At 70.6% G+C, this 18,565-nt stretch carries 16 protein-coding genes and 1 tRNA gene; 11 read left to right on the top strand and 6 right to left on the bottom strand.

What is annotated here, in order from left to right; translation table 11 throughout:
• Positions 1-36 precede the first annotated feature (36 nt).
• The 4 genes from gltB to ACLIBK_RS01095 all read right to left on the bottom strand — a co-directional run bounded on the left by gltB (position 37) and on the right by ACLIBK_RS01095 (position 7,627).
• Complete coding sequence (gene gltB / locus ACLIBK_RS01110) at positions 37-4,566, bottom strand: glutamate synthase large subunit (protein WP_415385361.1); 4,530 nt, start codon at positions 4,564-4,566, stop codon at positions 37-39.
• 14 nt (positions 4,567-4,580) lie between these two features.
• Complete coding sequence (locus ACLIBK_RS01105; protein ID WP_415385360.1) at positions 4,581-5,045, bottom strand: hypothetical protein; 465 nt, start codon at positions 5,043-5,045, stop codon at positions 4,581-4,583.
• The gene (locus tag ACLIBK_RS01100; protein ID WP_415385359.1) at positions 5,045-6,484 is read right to left on the bottom strand and encodes an NAD(P)-dependent oxidoreductase; all 1,440 of its coding nucleotides are present in this window, start codon (positions 6,482-6,484) and stop codon (positions 5,045-5,047) included. Before ACLIBK_RS01100 ends, ACLIBK_RS01105 begins: the two co-directional genes overlap by 1 nt.
• 192 nt (positions 6,485-6,676) lie before the next feature.
• Positions 6,677-7,627: a complex I NDUFA9 subunit family protein gene (locus tag ACLIBK_RS01095; RefSeq protein WP_415385358.1), complete on the bottom strand. Its 951-nt coding sequence runs from the start codon at positions 7,625-7,627 to the stop codon at positions 6,677-6,679.
• 237 nt (positions 7,628-7,864) lie between these two features.
• Here ACLIBK_RS01095 and ACLIBK_RS01090 point away from each other — a divergent pair.
• From ACLIBK_RS01090 to hflX, 8 genes are all read left to right on the top strand, one after another.
• Positions 7,865-7,948: transfer RNA gene (locus tag ACLIBK_RS01090), tRNA-Leu, on the top strand.
• Between the two features lie 70 nt (positions 7,949-8,018).
• Complete coding sequence (locus tag ACLIBK_RS01085) at positions 8,019-8,654, top strand: ribonuclease D (protein ID WP_415385357.1); 636 nt, start codon at positions 8,019-8,021, stop codon at positions 8,652-8,654.
• A 24-nt stretch (positions 8,655-8,678) separates the two neighbouring features.
• The gene (locus ACLIBK_RS01080) at positions 8,679-9,722 is read left to right on the top strand and encodes a KpsF/GutQ family sugar-phosphate isomerase (protein WP_415385356.1); all 1,044 of its coding nucleotides are present in this window, start codon (positions 8,679-8,681) and stop codon (positions 9,720-9,722) included.
• Positions 9,719-10,423 carry an LPS export ABC transporter periplasmic protein LptC gene (gene lptC, locus ACLIBK_RS01075; RefSeq protein ID WP_415385355.1) on the top strand — a complete coding sequence of 235 codons (705 nt, stop codon included), beginning with the start codon at positions 9,719-9,721 and terminating at the stop codon, positions 10,421-10,423. The genes ACLIBK_RS01080 and lptC overlap by 4 nt, the downstream gene beginning before the upstream one ends.
• A complete protein-coding gene (locus ACLIBK_RS01070) occupies positions 10,420-11,514 on the top strand; it encodes an LptA/OstA family protein (RefSeq protein WP_415385354.1) in 1,095 nt (364 codons plus the stop codon). The genes lptC and ACLIBK_RS01070 overlap by 4 nt, the downstream gene beginning before the upstream one ends.
• Positions 11,511-12,275: an LPS export ABC transporter ATP-binding protein gene (gene lptB / locus ACLIBK_RS01065; protein WP_415385353.1), complete on the top strand. Its 765-nt coding sequence runs from the start codon at positions 11,511-11,513 to the stop codon at positions 12,273-12,275. The genes ACLIBK_RS01070 and lptB overlap by 4 nt, the downstream gene beginning before the upstream one ends.
• Positions 12,276-12,277: 2 nt before the next feature.
• Positions 12,278-13,759, top strand: a complete 1,482-nt coding sequence (rpoN, locus tag ACLIBK_RS01060; RefSeq protein WP_415385352.1) for an RNA polymerase factor sigma-54 — start codon at positions 12,278-12,280, stop codon at positions 13,757-13,759.
• A 117-nt stretch (positions 13,760-13,876) separates the two neighbouring features.
• Positions 13,877-15,229: a GTPase HflX gene (gene hflX / locus ACLIBK_RS01055; RefSeq protein WP_415385351.1), complete on the top strand. Its 1,353-nt coding sequence runs from the start codon at positions 13,877-13,879 to the stop codon at positions 15,227-15,229.
• 52 nt (positions 15,230-15,281) lie between these two features.
• On the opposite strand, the gene ACLIBK_RS01050 is transcribed toward hflX, so the two are convergent.
• Together ACLIBK_RS01050 and ACLIBK_RS01045 are read right to left on the bottom strand one after the other, a co-directional pair.
• Positions 15,282-15,506: a DUF1150 family protein gene (locus ACLIBK_RS01050; protein WP_415385350.1), complete on the bottom strand. Its 225-nt coding sequence runs from the start codon at positions 15,504-15,506 to the stop codon at positions 15,282-15,284.
• A gap of 86 nt (positions 15,507-15,592) precedes the next feature.
• Entirely contained in the window at positions 15,593-15,970 is a 378-nt protein-coding gene (locus ACLIBK_RS01045; RefSeq protein WP_415385558.1) for an Hsp20 family protein, read from the bottom strand.
• 362 nt (positions 15,971-16,332) lie between these two features.
• On the opposite strand from ACLIBK_RS01045, the gene def reads away from it, so the two are divergent.
• From def to truA, 3 genes are read left to right on the top strand one after another with little or no spacing between them, the layout of a single operon-like run.
• Positions 16,333-16,875, top strand: coding sequence for a peptide deformylase (def, locus tag ACLIBK_RS01040; RefSeq protein WP_415385349.1), 543 nt, complete (start codon positions 16,333-16,335; stop codon positions 16,873-16,875).
• Positions 16,876-16,883: 8 nt separating this feature from the next.
• Entirely contained in the window at positions 16,884-17,798 is a 915-nt protein-coding gene (fmt, locus tag ACLIBK_RS01035; RefSeq protein ID WP_415385348.1) for a methionyl-tRNA formyltransferase, read from the top strand.
• A gap of 5 nt (positions 17,799-17,803) precedes the next feature.
• Positions 17,804-18,565, top strand: coding sequence for a tRNA pseudouridine(38-40) synthase TruA (gene truA / locus ACLIBK_RS01030; RefSeq protein ID WP_415385347.1), 762 nt, complete (start codon positions 17,804-17,806; stop codon positions 18,563-18,565).

Here is an 18,565-nt window from a genome sequence, read left to right as displayed (position 1 = left end):
CGGCGAAACCGCCCCTTCCCGCCCTCGTCCAGGACCTTATTCCGCTGCGACGGCCATGTCCTGCATCGGCCGCGGCAGCAGCTTGGCGTAGTCCTTGGGCACGACGTGCCAGAAGGCGCCGCGCTCGCCCTCCCAGTCGTTCAGCAGCCGGGCCGCGAGTTGTGAGCCCGTCTCCTTGGCGTGACGCGCGACGAGGCCGCGCAGCACCCCTTCCCAGTGCGCCGAGGCCAAGCGCGACCACAGCAGCGTGTCGGGGTTCAGGCGGCGCTCGAAGGTGCCGTCCGCATCCCAGACGAAGGCCATGCCGCCGGTGAAGCCGGCGCCGAAATTGTCGCCCACGCTGCCCAGGATCACCACCGTGCCGCCGGTCATGTATTCGCAGCCATTGGCGCCGACGCCCTCCACCACGGAGATGGCGCCGGAGTTGCGGACGGCGAAGCGCTCCCCGGCCTGGCCCGCGGCGAAGAGCTCGCCGGAGGTCGCGCCGTAGAGGCAGGTGTTTCCGACGATGGTGTTCTCGCTCCAGGTGATGGCTGCGTTGTTGGCCGGTCGCACCACGATGGAACCGCCCGACAATCCCTTGCCGACGTAGTCGTTGGCGTCGCCGCGCACTTCCAGCTTCATGCCCTGCACGGTGAAGGCGCCCAGCGACTGGCCGGCGCTGCCGCGCAGCCGGACATTGAGGTGCCCGGGCTGCAATCCGGTCATGCCGAACTGTCGCACGATGCGCGAGGCGGTCTTGGTGCCGATGGCGCGGTGCGTGTTCCGGATGTTGTATTGCAGCTGCATCTTCTCGCCGCGCTCGAAGAGCGGGGCACCGTCGCGCAGCATGTCCGCGTCCAGCGTCTCGGGGACTTCGTTGCGGCCCTCGATGGTACAGTAGGGCTTCTGGCCGCCACTGTCGGCCTGCACCAGCAGCGGATTCAGGTCGAGGTCGTCCAAATCCTCCGAGCCGCGGCCGACCTGCTTGAGCAGGTCGGTGCGGCCGATGGCGTCGGCCAGCCGGCGGATGCCGAGGGAGGCGAGGATTTCCCGCACCTCCTCCGCCACAAAGGAGAAGAGGTTGATCACCTTCTCCGGCGTGCCGACGAACTTCTCGCGCAGCGCCTCGTCCTGGGTGCAGACGCCCACCGGGCAGGTGTTGGAATGGCACTGCCGCACCATGATGCAGCCCATCGCCACCAGCGACGCCGTGCCGATGCCGAACTCCTCGGCGCCCAACATGGCGGCGATCACCACGTCGCGCCCGGTCTTCAGCCCGCCATCGGTGCGTAGCCGCACGCGGTGCCGCAGGCGGTTGAGCTGGAGGACTTGGTGCGTTTCGGTCAGCCCCATTTCCCAGGGCAGGCCGGCATACTTGATGGAGGTTTGCGGGCTGGCGCCGGTGCCGCCGGAATGCCCGGAAACCAGGATGGCATCGGCCTTGGCCTTGGCCACCCCCGCCGCGATGGTGCCGATGCCCGAGCGCGCCACCAGCTTCACGCAGACCGTGGCGTCCGGGTTGATCTGCTTCAGGTCGTAGATGAGCTGCGCCAGATCCTCGATCGAGTAGATGTCGTGGTGCGGCGGCGGCGAGATCAGCGTCACCCCCGGGGTGGAATGCCGCAGCTTGGCGATCAGCCCGGTGACCTTGAAGCCCGGCAGCTGCCCGCCCTCGCCGGGCTTGGCGCCCTGGGCGACCTTGATCTCGATCTCCCGGCAGTCGTTCAGGTACTGCGCCGTGACGCCGAAGCGACCGGAGGCCACCTGCTTGATCGCGGAGGAAGCGTTGTCGCCGTTGGGGCGCGGCTTGGCGCGTTCCGGGTCCTCGCCGCCCTCGCCGCTGTCGGAACGGGCGCCGATGCGGTTCATGGCGATGGACAGCGTCTCATGCGCTTCGGGGCTGAGTGCACCGAGCGAGATGCCGGGCGCGATCAGGCGCTTGCGGATTTCCGTGACGCTCTCGACCTCCTCCAGGGAAATCTCCTTGGCGGCTTCGAAGCGGAAATCCAGCAGGTCGCGCAGCGCCACGGGGGGCTGGCGGCGTACGGCCTCGGAGTAGCGCTTGAAAGTCTGATAGCTCTCCGTGTCCACCGCCTTCTGCAGCGTGTGGATCAGCGTGCCCTCGAAGGCGTGCGCCTCGCCGCGACGGCGCAGCTTGTAGAGGCCACCCACGGGCAGGGTCACGGCATCGGCATCCCAGGCCTTGGCGTGCAGCGCCAGCAGGCGCCGGGCGATGCCCTGCAACCCAATGCCCGAAATGCGCGAGGGCGTACCGGGAAAGAATTCCGCCATCAGGGCGCGGCTGAGGCCGATCGCCTCGAAGTTCATGCCGCCGCGATAGGAAGACAGCACGCCGATGCCCATCTTGGACATGATCTTCAGCAGACCCTTGTCCACGGCCTTGCGGAAGCGGTCCACGCACTGCCCAATGGACAGGTCACCGAACAACCCGCGGCGGTGGCGATCGGCGATGCTGTCCTGCGCCAGGTAGGCGTTCACCGTGGTCGCACCCGCGCCAATCAGCACGGCGAAGGTGTGCGTGTCCACGCATTCCGAAGCGCGGATGTTCAGGCTGGTGAAGGTGCGCAGCGAGTGCTTGGTCAGGTGCGTGTGCACCGCGCCCACCGCCAGGATGGCGGGGATCACGCAGCGGTCGGGACCCTGCGCCTCGTCGGTCAGGATAACGTGGGCGCAGCCGGAGCGCACGCCCTCCTCCGCCTCGCGCCGGATGCGGTCCAGGCCGCGGCGCAGCCCGGCCTCGCCTTCCGACACCGGGAAGGTGCAGTCCACCTCGCAGGCGGTGGCGCCCATATAGGCGCGCATGGCCGCGAACTCGCCGTTGCTCAGCACGGGGCTGTCCAGCATCAGCATGTCGCACTGGGTCGGGTCCTCGTCGAGGATGTTCCCGAGATTGCCCAGGCGGGTCTTGATGGTCATCACCCGCGTTTCGCGCAGGGAGTCGATCGGCGGGTTGGTGACCTGGGAGAAGGTCTGCCGGAAATAGTGGTGCAGCCCGCGATAATGTTCGGAGAGCACGGCCACCGGCGTGTCGTCGCCCATGGAACCGATGGCCTCGGCCGCATCCTCCACCATCGGGTGCAGGATCTGCTCCAGCTCCTCCAGCGTCATGCCGACCGAGAGCTGGCGGCGGCGGAGGGATTCTACATCCGGCGCCGCGGGCTCGGCATGGTCGGCGCGCACGATGCCATCGATGCGGGTGGTGCGGCGGATCCACTGGCCGAAGGGCTTACGCGCCGCCAACTCGTCCTTCAACGCCTCGTCGGTCAGGAAGCGTGCCTCGTCGAGGTCGACGCCGATGCACTGGCCGGGGCCGACGCGGCCCTTGGCGATCACGTCCTCCTCGTTGGTCTTCACCATACCCGTCTCGGAGCCGACGAAGAGCAGCTTGTCGGCGGTGACGGTGTAGCGCAGCGGGCGCAGGCCGTTGCGGTCCAGCCCGGCTACCACCCAGCGGCCGTCGGTGGCGGCAATGGCGGCGGGGCCGTCCCAGGGCTCCATCACCGCGTTACAGTAGAGGAAGAGGTCGCGATGCGCCTCGGGCATGGTGGCGTTGCTGCCCACGCTCTCGGGGATCAGCATGGCCTTGGCCATAGGGGCGTCGCGGTCGGCCCGCACCAGCAGCTCGAAAACGTTGTCCAGCGTGGCAGTGTCGGAACCGCCCGCCTGCACGATCGGCTTCACGTCCTCCATGAAAGGATCGAGCAGCGGATGCGCGAGACGCGTCTCGTGGCTCTTCATCCAGTTGATGTTGCCGTGGACGGTGTTGATCTCGCCGTTATGGGCGAGCATCCGGAAGGGCTGCGCCAGGCGCCAGGTCGGGAAGGTGTTGGTGGAATAGCGCTGGTGGAAGATGGCGAAGCGCGAGATGAATCGCTCGTCCAGCAAGTCCGGATAGAACTCGGTCAGGCTCTCCGCCAGGAACATGCCCTTGTAGATGATCGAGCGGCAGCTCAGCGAGCAGAGGTACAGCTCCGGCACCTGGGCGGCGATGGCCTCTTTCTCGATCCGGCGGCGGATCACAAAGAGGTCGCGCTCGAAGGTGGCGGCGTCGTGCTGCTCGGGGTCCCAGATCAGGATCTGCTCGATCTCGGGGCGGGTGGCATTGGCCTTCTCGCCGATGCAGGACACGTCGATCGGCACCTGTCGCCAGCCGTAGATGTTGTAGCCGGCGTTGAGGATTTCCGTCTCGACGATCTGGCGGCAGCGTTCCTGCGCGCCGAGGTCGGTCTTCGGCAGGAACACCATGCCCACCGCGATGCGGCCGGGGCGCAGGCGGTCGCCGCCGCGCTCCACGGTGGCGGCGAAGAAATCCTGCGGAATTTCCACGTGGATGCCGGCGCCATCGCCGGTCTTGCCGTCGGCATCCACCGCACCGCGGTGCCACACCGCCTTGAGCGCGTCGATGCCGGCCTGCACCACCGCGCGCCGCGCCACGCCGTCCAGCGCGGCGACGAGGCCGACGCCGCAGGCATCATGTTCGGTCAGGTCGAGATGCGCTTCGCGCGCCAGGCGATCGGCCTCGGCGCGGAAGGAGGCGGCGAATTCGGAACCGGTCTCGGGCATGGGGGCGGTTCTCCTCAGTTCGTGCCGCGGCGGGGGCCGCTGGTGACGCAGGGGTGGCGCCACATGTTCTGTCCGCCGATCCAGGCGACGTTGCCGACGTTCCAGGACTCGTCGGAACGGTAGAAGGACATCTCGATCAGCAGCGGGGCGTTGCGGAACTTGGCGAAGTAGCAAAGCACTCGAACGGAGGGTGCGCCTTCCAGATAGCCGCCGTATTCCCAGCCGGTGGCCGTGCCAGGCGCATTGAGCTGGCGGGCCCAGGCCGGACGGTTGTCGCGCAGTGCCTGCACGCCGGGCCCCTCGCCCAGGGCGGAGTCCTTCTCCAGCATATCCAGGAAGGCTTCGCCGCGTCCATCCACCAGGGTCTGCAGCAGCTTGTCGCCGAATTCCCGCGGCTCGCGCACGTTCTGCGCCCGGGCAGGCCCAGACAGGAGCGACGCGGCGGTCAGCAAGCCCAGCGCCAGGAGGGCAGCGCGCATCACTCGGCCGCCGCGGGCAGCGCCTCGCGCGCCTCGACCCAGCGCTCGATGCGGTCGGCGGCGTCGCGGCCGTCGCGGATGCCCCAGACCACCAGCGAGGCGCCGCGCACGATGTCACCCGCGGCGAAGACACCGGGCAGGTTGGTCATCATGGTGCGGTGGTCCACCTTCAGCGTGCCCCAGCGGGTGACGCCCAGGGCGGGCTCGCCGAACAGGCCGGGCAGGTCCTCGGGATCGAAGCCCAGCGCCTTGATCACCAGGTCGGCGCGCGCGACGTGCTCGCTGCCGGGGACGCGCTCCACCTGCTGGCGGCCGGTGGCATCCGGCAGGCCGAGATGCATCCGCACCGCGCGAACGCCGGTGACGGCGCCGTTCTCGCCCTCGAAGGCGTCGGGGGCGGAGAGCCAAGCGAAATGGACGCCCTCCTCCTCCGCGTTCTTCACCTCGCGCATGGAGCCGGGCATGTTGTTCTTGTCGCGCCGGTACAGGCAGGTGACGGAAGCGGCGCCCTGGCGGACGGAGGTGCGGACGCAGTCCATGGCGGTGTCGCCGCCGCCCACCACCACCACGTGCTTGCCGGCGGCGTTCATGGCACCGCTGTCGAATTCCGGCACCTCGTCGCCCAGCCCCTTGCGGTTGGAGGCGATCAGGAAGTCCAGCGCCGGCACCACGCCGTTCAGCTCGTTGCCGGGAACTTCCACGTCGCGGGCGCGGTACACGCCGGTGGCCACCAGCACGGCGTCGTGGCGGGCGCGGAGATCCGCGAAACTGAGGTCGCGCCCGATCTCCACGCCCATCTCGAAGCGGATGCCGCCCTCCTCGAACTGCTGGCGGCGGCGGAGCACGATGTCCTTTTCCAGCTTGAAGCTGGGAATGCCGTAGATCAGCAACCCGCCGGCGCGGTCGTGGCGGTCATAGATCGTGACCTGCCAGCCGCGGCGGCGCAGGCGCTCGCCCGCGGCCATGCCGGCCGGCCCGGCGCCGATGATGCCGATGGAGCGGTCGACCTCGCGCGCGGGGGTGGGCGGCTTGACCCAGCCGCGCTCCCAGGCGGTGTCGGTGATGTACTTCTCGACCGCACCGATGGTGACGGAATCGAAGCCCGCCTCGATCACGCAGTTGCCTTCGCAGAGGCGGTCCTGCGGGCAGATGCGGCCGCAGACCTCGGGAAAGGTGTTGTTGGCGGCGGCGACCTCGTAGGCCTCTTCCAGCCGGTTCTCCGCGGTCAGCTTCAGCCAGTCCGGGATGTTGTGGTTCACCGGGCAGTGAATCTGGCAGAAGGGCACGCCGCACTGCGAGCAGCGGCTGGCCTGCTGCGAAGCCCGGGCCGGGTCGAAGCGGTTATAAATGTCCGCGAAGTCCTGGCGACGCTGTTCAGCATCGCGCTTGTCCGGCTGCCGCTGCTCGAGGCGCACGAATTGCAGCATGCGTTCAGCCATGATGAGACCCCTGGCGTTCGGGCAAGCACGATCTGCCCTGAAACAGTTTCGGCGCTCCATTGGCATGCCTGGCCGCACAACGCGAGGGCAAAATTCAGCCAAAAGTCAGTAAAGCTGCCATTTTCCTGCAGTGACGTTGTAGGTAGCCGAGGAACTCCGGCTCGACACAACCTTATTAGGACCGGATCGGGCTCATTCCGTCCGGGTCCGCCGCCGCCCGCCGCCGGGCCGGAACCGATTGAGGTAGCCGGGCAGAATGCTTTCCAGGGAGTGGGGAACGATGCCGAGTTCCTGCAGACCCGGCACCCGCCCGGACGGCACATTGTCGTGCTGCAACAGCAGGATCTGGTCGCGGGTCAGGGGCGGGTTCGGCAGAAACTCGCCGAGGCGGGCCTGTAGCCGTGCCAGTCCGGCAGGAACTTCCACCACCCGACGCCGACGGCCGACGATGTCCAGCATCATCTCCATCAGTTCCCGGAAGGTGGCGACGCGTGGCCCGGCCAGTTCATAGGTCTTGCCCGGCGTGTCCTCCCGGGTGATGGCGGCGATCACGGCATCGGCCACGTCGCCCACGTAGACCGGCTGGAAGCGAGTGGCAGCACCGACCACCGGCAGCACGGGTAATACCCGGGACAGGCCGGCGAAGCGGTTGAAGAACTGATCCTCCGGTCCGAACACGATGGAGGGGCGCAGGATGGTGGCGCCGGGAAAACCTGCCCGCACGGCATCCTCACCTGCCGCCTTGCTGCGAGCGTAGAGGCTGTCGCTGCCATTCTCGGCGCCGATGGCGGACAGTTGCACCAGGCGCGACACCCCGGCCGCAGCCGCGGCGCGGGCGATGCGGCCGGCAGCCTCGGCCTGCAGGCGCTGGAAGTCGCCGGGGCGGCGTTCCGCCAGGATGCCGACGAGGTTGATCACCACCTCCGCCCCCTGCACGGTCCGGGCGATCTCCGCATCGTCGCCCAGGTCCAGGCCGAGCGGCACGATCTGCCCGACGCGACCCTGGGTGATCAGCGGGCGGACGCGGTCGGGGATGCGGGTGGGCACCCGCACGACGTAGTCCAGCCGCGCCAGCCGCTGGACGACATACCGCCCGATAAAGCCGGAGCCCCCGAAAACCGTCACCACGCGCCGCGTCGCCATGCTGCATCAGTCCTGTTGCGGAATGCTGGCGGACCATATGGGCGGCGCTTCCCGGCGCCAAGGCGCAGCGGCCATGCCGTGGCGCGGGTGCCGCCGCGAGGGCCGATGGCAGGCTTTCGGAAGCGACGGCCGACGCGAGCCGGCGGGAGCAGGTTGGAGCACGTTCGGGAACCCGTTTGGGGTGGCTTGACGGCGTCGCGGCACGACCGTAATACCCGCCCCACACAGTGCCTGTTTGCCCAGGTGGTGGAATTGGTAGACGCGCTGGCTTCAGGTGCCAGTGACCGCAAGGTCGTGAAGGTTCGAGTCCTTTCCTGGGCATAACTCCTCCCCCTCCTGCCGGTGTGCAGCGCCAAGCGCGACGGGAACCACTTTGGGGAGCACAGTGTTCATGCCCAACGCCGCGATCCGCCTGTACCGGCATGACCTGCCCGACGATCTCGACCTCGGCCCGGTGGTGGCCGTGGATACGGAAACGATGGGCCTCAACCCGCATCGCGACCGTCTCTGTCTCGTGCAGCTTTCTGCCGGCGACGGTAGCGCGCATCTCGTGCAGATCGTGCCGCGGGAACTGGGTGGGCGAGGCGACGATTGCCCGAACCTGAAGCGGCTGCTGGCCGACCCTGCACGCATCAAGCTGTTCCATTTTGCGCGATTCGACGTGGCGGTGCTGCGGCACGCGCTGGGCGTGCACACCGCGCCGGTGCGCTGCACCAAGGTGGCGTCGCGGCTGGTGCGGACCTTCACCGATCGGCACGGACTGAAGGAACTGTGCCGGGAATTGCTGGGCGTGGATATTTCCAAGCAGCAGCAGAGCAGCGACTGGGGCGCGGCCGAGCTGAGCGCCGAGCAACTGAGCTATGCGGCGTCCGACGTGCTGCACCTGCATGCGCTGTGGAACCGCCTGGAAGGCATGCTGCGCCGCGAGGGACGCCTGGAACTGGCGGAAGCCTGCTGCCATTTCCTGCCCTTCCGGGGGCAGCTGGATCTCCTGGGCTACGGCGATCCCGACATCTTCGCCCATTGATGGTGTTCCAGCAGGGGATTTGGCATGGTTCTTGTCCAGCAGGATGCCGCGCGCGTTGACCCGCTGCCCGCCGCGCCGCATAACGCGGGCGTGAACGCACCCTTTCCCGATCCCGACCTGCTGGTCGGCCGACGCGTGCTGGAGATCGAGGCCGCGGGGCTCTCGGCCCTGGCGGCGTCGCTGGACGGGCGCTTCCGGCAGGCGGTGTCGCTGCTGGGTTCGGCCACCGGCCGCGTGGTGGTGTCGGGCATGGGCAAGTCCGGCCACGTCGCGCGCAAGGTCGCGGCGACCCTGGCCTCCACCGGCACGCCGGCGCAGTTCGTGCACCCCGCCGAAGCCTCGCATGGCGACCTCGGGATGATCGTGGCGGGGGATGCCGTGCTGGCCATCTCCAACAGCGGCGAAACCAGCGAGTTGGCGGATCTGGTGGGGCATGCCCGTCGCTTCGCCTTGCCGCTGGTGGCCATGGTGGGACGGGCGGACAGCACGCTGGGCCGCACCGCCGACGTGGCGCTGGTGCTGCCGCAGGCGCCGGAAGCCTGCCCGATGGGGCTGGCGCCCACCACCTCCACCACCATGCAGCTGGCGCTGGGCGATGCGCTGGCGGTGGCCCTGCTGGAACGCCGCGGCTTCACCGCCGCCGATTTCCGTGTCTTCCACCCCGGCGGCAAGCTGGGCGCCCGGCTGATGCGGGTGCGCGAGCTGATGCATGCCGGCGACTCCGTGCCACTCGTGCCCCCGGACATGCGCATGGACGCGGCTCTGGTGGCCATGACGCGCAAGAGCCTGGGCTGCCTGGGCATCGTGGAGCACGGCCGCCTGGCCGGGGTGATCACCGACGGCGACCTGCGCCGCGCCCTGGATGCCGGGATCGACGACCTGCTCGGGCGGGAGGTGCGGGAGGTGATGACGCGCGAGCCGCGCACCACGGCGCCCGACGCGTTGGCAGTGGAAGCGCTGCGCGTGATGAACGAACGCAGCATCACCGCCCTGTTCGTGACCGATGCGGACGGCGTGCCGGTGGGGCTGCTGCACATCCACGACCTTTTGCGCGCGGGGGTCGCATGAGCGGCGCGTCCGGCCCGCAGGGCGGCGGCGTCGCCCCCCTGCCCTTTCCCGCCCGGGACGCCGCGTCGCGCGATCTGCCGCTGCCGTCGCGCGCGCGCCGGCGGCCGACGCGCGGTTCGCTTCTGCGCCGGCGCTGGTTGTTGCGGGCCGCCAAGGTGCTGCTGCCGGTGGGCGCGCTGGGGCTGCTCGCGGCCGTGGCGCTGTGGCCGGAGCTGGACCGCGCGGAAGACCGGGCGCGGCTGTCGTTTCGCCGGGTGACCCAGGGCATGGCGGACGCCATCCGGGTGGTGTCGCCGCGCTACCAGGGCATCGACGAGCAGAACCGGCCCTTCGACGTCACCGCCGCCTCGGCCACGCAGCCCGCCAGCGACGCCCCGATCGCGCTGGATGCGCCCCGGGCTGACATGACCCTGGCCAACGGCGCCTGGGTGCTGCTGGAAAGCGAGCGCGGGCTGTACAACAGGCCGGCCGACCTGCTGGATCTGGAAGGCAACGTGACGGTTTGGCACGACAACGGCACCACCATGCGGACGGCGGCGGCGCGCATCGAATCCAGGCTCGGCCGTGCCGAGGGCGACAGGCCGGTGGCAGCGCAGGGTCCGTTCGGCACGCTGACGGCGGATGGCTTCCGGTTGGAGAACAGCGGGCAGGTGGTTTTCTTCACCGGCAACACCCACGCCATGCTGGAGGGCAGCCGGTGACCCGCGCCATCTCCCCCCGTCGCAACGCGGCCGCCGGCCTGCTGCTGCTGGTCGCGGCGGCGCTGCCGGGGCCGGTGCTGGCTCAGGGCCTGGACATGACCCAGGGCGGGCCGGTCGAGGTCACCTCCACCAATGGCATCGAGTGGCGGCAGGGTGAGCAGGTGGTGATTGCCCGCGGCAATGCCCGCGCGATCCGCGACGGCGTGACGCTGGAAGCCGACCGGCTGATCGCGCGCTACCGCAACCGCGGCGGCCAGGCGGCCCCGGCCGCTCCGGCAGCGAGCGGGGCGCCGGCGGCGGCCGACACGCCGCTCTCGGGCGGCGAGATCTGGCGCATGGAGGCGGAGGGCAGTGTGCGCATCAGCACCGCCACCGACCGCGCCCAGGGCGACCGCGCCGTGTACGACATGGATCAGGCAGTGATGGTGCTGACGGGCCGCGACCTGAAGCTGACCACGCCGCAGGACACCATCACGGCCCGCGACAGCCTGGAATACTGGTCCGGCCGGCGGATGGCCGTGGCGCGTGGCGCCGCCGCCGTGGTCACCGAGGACAACCGGCGCATCAACGCCGACACGCTGGTGGGCTACTTCCTGGAACAGGCGCCCCCGCCGCGGCCCCAACCGGTGGCCGCGCGTCCCCCGGCCCGCCCGGGACAGCCGGCGCCTGCCGCGCAGCGCCCGGTGCCGGGCGAAGGCTCCAAGCTCGACCGCGTGGAAGTGTTCGGCAACGTGGAGATCCGTACCGAGGCCGAGGTCGTGCGTGGCGACCGCGCCGTGTACAGCCCGGTGAACGGCACCGCCCGCGTGCTGGGCAATGTCCGGATCACCCGTGGCGACAACCAGCTCAACGGCGCCGAGGCTATCGTGAACCTGCGCTCCGGCGTGGCGCGGCTGGTGGCTGCCCCCGGCAGCCGGGTGCAGGGGCTGGTGCTGCCCGGCAGCGGCAGCAACCTCGCCGCCGGCGCCGCGCCGGGACGCAACCGCCCGGCGGCGCAGACCCCGCCGGCCGGCGGCAACGCCCCCGCCCGGGGCACCCCGAACCGCAACGCTCCCGCCGGCAACGCCCCGGCCCCGGGGGCCGCGCGATGAGCGCCGCGCGCGAGGACCGGCTGAGGCCGGTGGAAGGCTCCGGCGGGCTGGTCGCCAAGGGGCTGGGCAAGCGCTTCAAGAAGCGCTCGGTGGTGAAGAACGTGTCCATCAGCCTGCGCCGCGGCGAGGCGGTGGGGCTGCTCGGGCCGAATGGCGCGGGCAAGACCACCACCTTCTACATGATGACCGGGCTGGTGCGGCCGGACGAGGGTCAGGTCTTCCTCGACGGTCACGACGTCACCATGCTGCCCATGTACCGCCGCGCGCGCCTCGGGCTGGGTTACCTGCCGCAGGAAGCCTCGATCTTCCGGGGCCTGTCCGTGGAGAACAACATCCGCGCTGCGCTCGAGGTCGTGGAGCCGCAGCGCGAGCGGCGCGAGCAGATGCTGGACGGGCTGCTGGCCGAATTCGGCATCGCCCATCTGCGCCGCTCGCCGGCGCTGGCGCTGTCGGGCGGTGAGCGGCGGCGCTGCGAGATCGCCCGCGCGCTGGCGACGCATCCCGACTACATCCTGCTGGACGAGCCACTGGCCGGCATCGACCCGATCGCGGTGGGCGAAATCCGCGACCTCGTGAAGCACCTGAAGGATCGCGGCATCGGGGTGCTGATCACCGACCACAACGTCCGCGAAACGCTGGAGATCATCGACCGCGCCTATATCCTCCACGAGGGCCAGGTGCTCATGGAGGGCAGCCCGCACGACGTCGTCGCGCATGAGGGCGTGCGCAAGGTCTACCTGGGGGAGCGCTTCGCGCTCTAGCCATGGCGTTCTCCCTCGGCCCTCGGCTGGACCTGCGGCACTCGCAATCGCTGGTGATGACGCCGCAGCTGCGGCAGGCGATCAAGCTGCTGCAATCCTCCAACCTGGAAGTCGTGGCCTTCGTGGAGGAGGAGTTGGAGCGCAACCCGCTGCTGGAGCGGGAAGAAAGCGAGCCCGCCGGTTTCGCCGAGGATGCCGGGCCGGAAGCCGGACTCGCCGTCAGTTCGATCGGCGACGATGCGCCGGTGGATGGCGAAGCCGGCACCAGCGCTTCGTCGCTGGACCTGCACGACACGCACAACCTCTACGAGGCCGCGGACGCGGCGATGCCCTCCCGTGGCGCCGGCCAGGGCTTCGAGGAGGATGAGCGCGGCATCGACGAGCTGGCGCGGGAACGGCCGCGCTCCCTGCGCGAGGAGCTGGCGGAACAGGCGCGCCTCGCCTTCGGCACGCCGCGCGAGCGGCTGATCGCCGGGCAGTTCATCGCCCTGCTCGACCCGGCCGGGCGCGTCGCCGTGACCGATGCGGTGATCGCCCCCGCGCTGGGCTGCGAGGAAGCCGAGGTCGCCGCGGTGCGCGCGCGCATGCAGCGCTTCGAGCCAGTGGGACTGTTCTGCCGCGACCTGGCGGAATGCCTCGGGGCGCAGCTGGCGGAGCGCAACCGGCTGGACCCGGCGATGCAGGCGCTGCTGGAGAACCTGGACCTGCTGGCCCGCCGCGACACCGGGGCGCTGCTGCGCGCCTGCGGCGTGGACCTCGCCGACCTGACGGAGATGGTCGCGGAGATCAAGCGGCTGGACCCCAAGCCCGGCTGTTCCTTCGACGATACCCCGGCCCCCACCATGGTGCCGGACGTGCTGATGCGCCGGGGCCCGGATGGCGGCTGGACGCTGGAGCTGAACCCCGAAACCCTGCCGCGCGTGCTGGTGAACCGCGGCTTCCACGCCCAGGTCCACACCGCTCTGCGCTCACGCGAGGAGCGGGCCTTCCTGGCGGAGCGGCTGCAAACGGCGAACTGGCTGGTGAAGTCGCTGGAACAGCGCGCCAGCACCATCCTGAAGGTCTCGGCCGAGATCGTCCGCCGGCAGGACGGCTTCTTCCAGCACGGCATCGCGCATCTGCGCCCGCTGATCCTGCGCGACGTGGCGGAGGTGGTGGAGATGCACGAGAGCACCGTGTCCCGCGTCACCGCCAACAAGTACATCGCCACCCCGCGCGGCACCTTCGAGCTGAAGTTCTTCTTCACCACGGCCATCGCCGGCACCACCGGTGAGACCTTCTCCGCCGAGGCGATCCGCTACCGCATCCGCGACATGATCGGCGCGGAACGGCCGGACGACATCCTGTCCGACGACGCCATCGTGGAGCGGCTGCGGGCAGAGGGCGTGGACATCGCCCGGCGCACGGTGGCCAAGTACCGGGAGGCGCTGCGCATCCCGAGCTCCGTGCAGCGCAAGCGCGAGAAGATGGTCTCGGCCTACTGACGCGGGGCGGGTGCGGTCCAGGGCCGCAGGGTGACCGTCGCGGAGCGCCGGGAGGCGTGAAGGATCGGGTAGGCTCCGGTTCGGCGCTGCGGGCCGATCCGTGCTAGAGCCGCCGGCATGGAGACCAGACCAGCCACCCCGCGTGCCGTTCTCGTGGGCATCCAGACACCGGACGTCGATGACGTCGCGCACGAAGCCAGCCTGGAAGAACTCGGCCGGCTGGTGAAGACGCTCGGCTACGAGGTGGTGGGCACGGTGTCGCAACGGCGCGAAGGCACAGGCGCCGGGGCGCTGCTGGGCAGCGGCAAGTTGGCGGAACTGGCGGCGCTGACCGGCGGCACCGGCGTGGTCGGCAGTATGGCGCCGCCGCCACGTTCCAAGGCGCGGCAGCGCTTCGAAGGCGCGGCGGACAGCTCGCCCGAGGCTGAGCCCGAGGAGGAAGCGGCTCCCCGGCCGGAATTCGTGATCGTGGACCACGAGCTTTCGCCCAGCCAGATCCGCAATCTGGAACGCGCCACCGGCGCGCAGGTGTTGGACCGCACGGGCGTGATCGTCGAGATCTTCCACCGTCACGCCAATACCCGCGAAGCCAAGCTGCAGGTCGAGATGGCGCGGCTGAAGTATGTCGCGCCGCGCCTGCGCGAATCCGCCACCGGGGGCGGGCGGCAGCAGGGACCGGGCGCCGGCGAAAGCAACCTCGACCTGGACCGCCGCAAGATCCGCGACCGCCTGGCCGAGTTGAAGGAACAGCTGGAAGCGGTGCAGCGCGACAGCGACAACCGTCGCGCCGCCCGGCGCGACCAGTTGCGGGTCGCCCTGGTGGGCTACACCAATGCCGGCAAGTCGTCGCTGATGCGGGCGCTGACCGGCAGCCAAGTGCTGGTGGAGGACAAGCTCTTCGCCACGCTCGACACCACCGTGCGCATCCTGCAGCCGGAAACCCGGCCGCGCATCCTGGTGTCCGACACGGTGGGCTTCATCAAGCAGCTGCCGCACGACCTCGTGGCCTCTTTCCGCTCCACCCTGACGGAAGCGCTGGAAGCGTCGCTGCTGCTCTACGTGGTGGACGCCTCGGACCCAACCTACGAGGCGCAGCTGGAGGTCAGCCGCAGCGTGCTGCGGGAGATCGGGGCGGAGGTGGTGCCGTCGCGCCTGGTGCTGAACAAGATGGACCGGGTGGATGCCGCGGCGCGCGCCGCGCTGGCGGAAAAGCACCCGGACGCCATCATGCTGTCCGCGCATGCACCCGAGGATGTCAGCGCCCTGCGCGACACCATCATCGCCTTCTTCGAGGCGGCGATGGTGGAGGACGTGCTGACCCTGCCCTACGCCAAGCAGGGCCTGATCGGCGAAGTCTACGAGAGCGCCCGGGTACTGTCGGAAGACTACAACGAGACCGGCCGGGTGTTGACGGTTCGTGGGCTGCCCGGCGCCATCGCGCGGCTGCAGCGTAGCCTCGCGGCGCAGTAAGGACCGGCCGGCGGCCGGACCGGCATGGCCGCCCCGGCCGGGCCGGCTCTCCTCAGTGGAGCCGGGCCGGCTCCATCTCGTGCTGGATGATGGCCGCCACCGCGAGGTCCAGGGTCGGGGCCGCGCCGATCGGCGTCCCGTCGGCGGAGTGGATCGCCACGGCCTGCACCCCGTCCACCACCACCGGGCGGACATAGGCGATCTGTTCCAGGCCGAAGCTGGCCCAGTCAGCCGGGGAAAGGCCGCGCAGGGGCGGCTGTTCGTTGGTCTGGTTCATGGGTCTGAAAACTCCCCCAGGGGTGCCCTCCCGCGACGCGGCAAGGTCACCCGTTCAAGGATGCAACGCCGTCCCGGCGCAGGGGTTCAGGTTTCGCCGTCCACGACCGGTCGGCCCGCGCCGTTGATCCGGATCGTGCGGACCCGGGTTTCCGGCTGCGGGCGGCGGAGGTCGACGTGCAACAACCCGTTGTCGAGCCAGGCGCCCTCGACCTCGATGCCCTCGGCCAGCACGAAGGCGCGCTGGAACTGCCGGGCGGCGATGCCGCGATGCAGGAAGATACGGCCCTCGCCCTCGTCGCGCGAACGGCCGCGGATCACGAGCTGGTTATCTTCCTGGGTGATCTGGAGATCGTCCATGGAAAACCCGGCGACCGCGAGCGTGATGCGCAACCGGTCGGATGCGATCTGCTCGATGTTGTAGGGTGGGTAGCCGTCGGCGTTCTTCTGCACCCGGTCGAGCATCTGCTCGAGATGGTCGAAGCCGAGAAACAGCGGTGAGCCGAAAACGGATGGACGCGACACGGATGGTGCCTCCTCGTGTGAGCGAGACCTGCGCCCGGCCCGAAGCACCGGAACGCCCGTCATAGGTCGGGGCCACGGCCAGCGGATGCAAGGGGTTAGACGCGAGGAGGTGCCGGCCGCACCGGCCCTTTGGTCCTCTCGGGTTTCCACGGGGCGCTGCGCCACGGCGGCCCGGCCGTACGGCAGCCGCGGTGTCCCTGACCCAACGCTTCCCTGCCCACGCCCCCGCAGGGCGGCCATGTCCGGGGCGGCGGGAGGCGCACCGTTGCCAGTGCGGGGGCCGGTACCCTAGATGCCTCCCTATGGCGACCGACGCCCCCCTGATCCCGATCCTGCTGCTGCCCGATGCCCGGTTGCGCGCCAAGGCCCGTCCCGTTGCGGAGGGCGACGGCGACGCCGTGCGCGCCCTGGCGCCGCGCATGCTGGCCGCGATGTACGAGGCCCCCGGCATCGGCCTCGCCGCGCCGCAGGTGGGCGAGCTGCTGCGGCTGGCCGTGGTGGACCTGCAGCCGGACGAGAAGCCGGAGCCGATGGTGCTGGTGAACCCCGAGATCGTGGAACGCTCGCGCGAGCTGGCCACGCGCGAGGAAGGCTGCCTGTCCATTCCCGGCCTTTACGCCGATGTGGAGCGGCCGGAGCGGGTGAAGGTGCGCTGGCGCGACCTGGAAGGCGCGAAGCACGAGCTGGTGGCGGAAGGGCTGCTGGCCACCTGCCTGCAGCACGAGATCGACCACCTCGACGGCGTGCTGTTCCTGGACCACCTGACCCCGCTGAAGCGCAACATGCTGACGCGCAAGTTCCTGAAGGACCAGAAGAACAAGGCGCGCGAGCGGGACGAGGACTGAGCGCCCCCATGCGCCTGGCCTTCATGGGAAGTCCGGATTTCGCGGTGCCGGCGCTGCAGGCGCTGGTGGCCGCGGGGCATGAGGTCGCGGCGGTGTACTGCCAGCCGCCTCGCCCGGCCGGGCGCGGGCAACGCGAAACCCCCTGCCCCGTGCATCGCGCCGCGCTGGAACTCGGCCTGCCCGTCCGCACCCCCGCCCGGGTGAAGCGCGACGAAGCCGAGCATGCCGCCTTCGCGGCGCTGGAACTGGAGGCGGCGGTGGTGGCGGCCTACGGGCTGATCCTGCCGCAGCCCATGCTGGACGCGCCGCGCCGGGGCTGCCTGAACATCCACGCCTCGCTGCTGCCGCGCTGGCGCGGGGCGGCGCCGATCCACGCCGCCGTGCTGGCCGGCGATGCCGAGACGGGCGTCACCATCATGCAGATGGAGGCCGGGCTGGACACCGGCCCGATGCTGCTGGCGGAAAGCACGCCGATCGACCCGCGCGACACCACCGCCGCGGTGCATGACCGGCTGGCCGAGATCGGCGCACGGCTGATCCTGCGGGCGCTGGACGAGGCGCCCGCCCCGGTGCCGCAGCCCGAGGCCGGCGTCACCTATGCCCCGAAGCTGAGCAAGGCCGATGCCGTCCTGGACTGGCGGAAGGACGCCGCGGCGCTGGACCGCCGCGTCCGGGCCATGACTCCCTGGCCCGGGGCGCAGTTCCGCCTGGGCGAGGACACGATCCGCCTGCTGGCCGCCATTCCCGCGGCGGGCGAGCCCGGGGCCGCGCCGGGCACGGTGCTGGACGGGACGCCGCGGGTGGCCTGCGGCAACGGCACCGCGCTGACCTTGCTGCGGCTGCAACGGGCCGGCCGCGGCGCCATGGAGGCGGCGGAGTTCCTGCGCGGCCGCCCCCTGCCCGCCGGCACCGTGCTGGGCTGAGCCGGATGCCGTCCTACGCCCTGCTGGTGGAATACGACGGCAGCCCCTTCGCGGGCTGGCAGCGGCAGGAGAACGCGCTGTCGATCCAGCAGGTGATCGAGGAAGCCGCGGGCGCGCTGAACCACGACCGCGTGGCCAGCACCACGGCGGCGGGCCGCACCGATGCCGGGGTGCACGCCGTGGGCCAGGTGGTGCAGCTGGAGGTGGCCGCCGACCTGCCGCCGGGGCGGCTGCGCGAGGCGCTGAACTTTCACCTGCTGCCGCACCCCGTGGCAGTGGTGGCCGCCGCCCGCGCGCCGGAGGGGTGGAACGCCCGCTTCTCCGCTACGGGGCGCGCCTACCGCTACCGCATCCTGAACCGGCAGGCGCGAGCGGCGCTGGATTTCGGGCGGGTCTGGCACGTGCCGCGGCCGCTGGACGCGGCGGCGATGCACGCGGCGGCGCAGACCTTGCTGGGGCGGCACGACTTCTCCTCCTTCCGGGCGAGTTCCTGCCAGGCCAAGGACGCGCTGCGCACGCTGGACCGGCTGGATGTCAGCCGCTTCGGCCCCGAGATCGAGATCATCGCGGAAGCGCGCTCCTTCCTGCACCACCAGGTACGCAACCTGGTGGGCACGCTGGCGCAGGTGGGGCTGGGGCGGCAACCGGTGGAATGGCCGCGCGCCGTGCTGGACGCGCGCGACCGCGGCCGCGCCGGGCAAACCGCGCCGGCGCAGGGGCTGTGCCTGACCGCGGTGCGCTACGAGCCCGCACCGGAGTGGTGCTGA

The sequence above is a fragment of the Roseomonas sp. BN140053 genome (genome assembly GCF_047690175.1).
Lineage (GTDB): Bacteria > Pseudomonadota > Alphaproteobacteria > Acetobacterales > Acetobacteraceae > Roseomonas.
The sequence above is the reverse complement of the archived record's forward strand: the minus strand, read 5'-3'. Positions and strand labels throughout refer to the sequence as shown.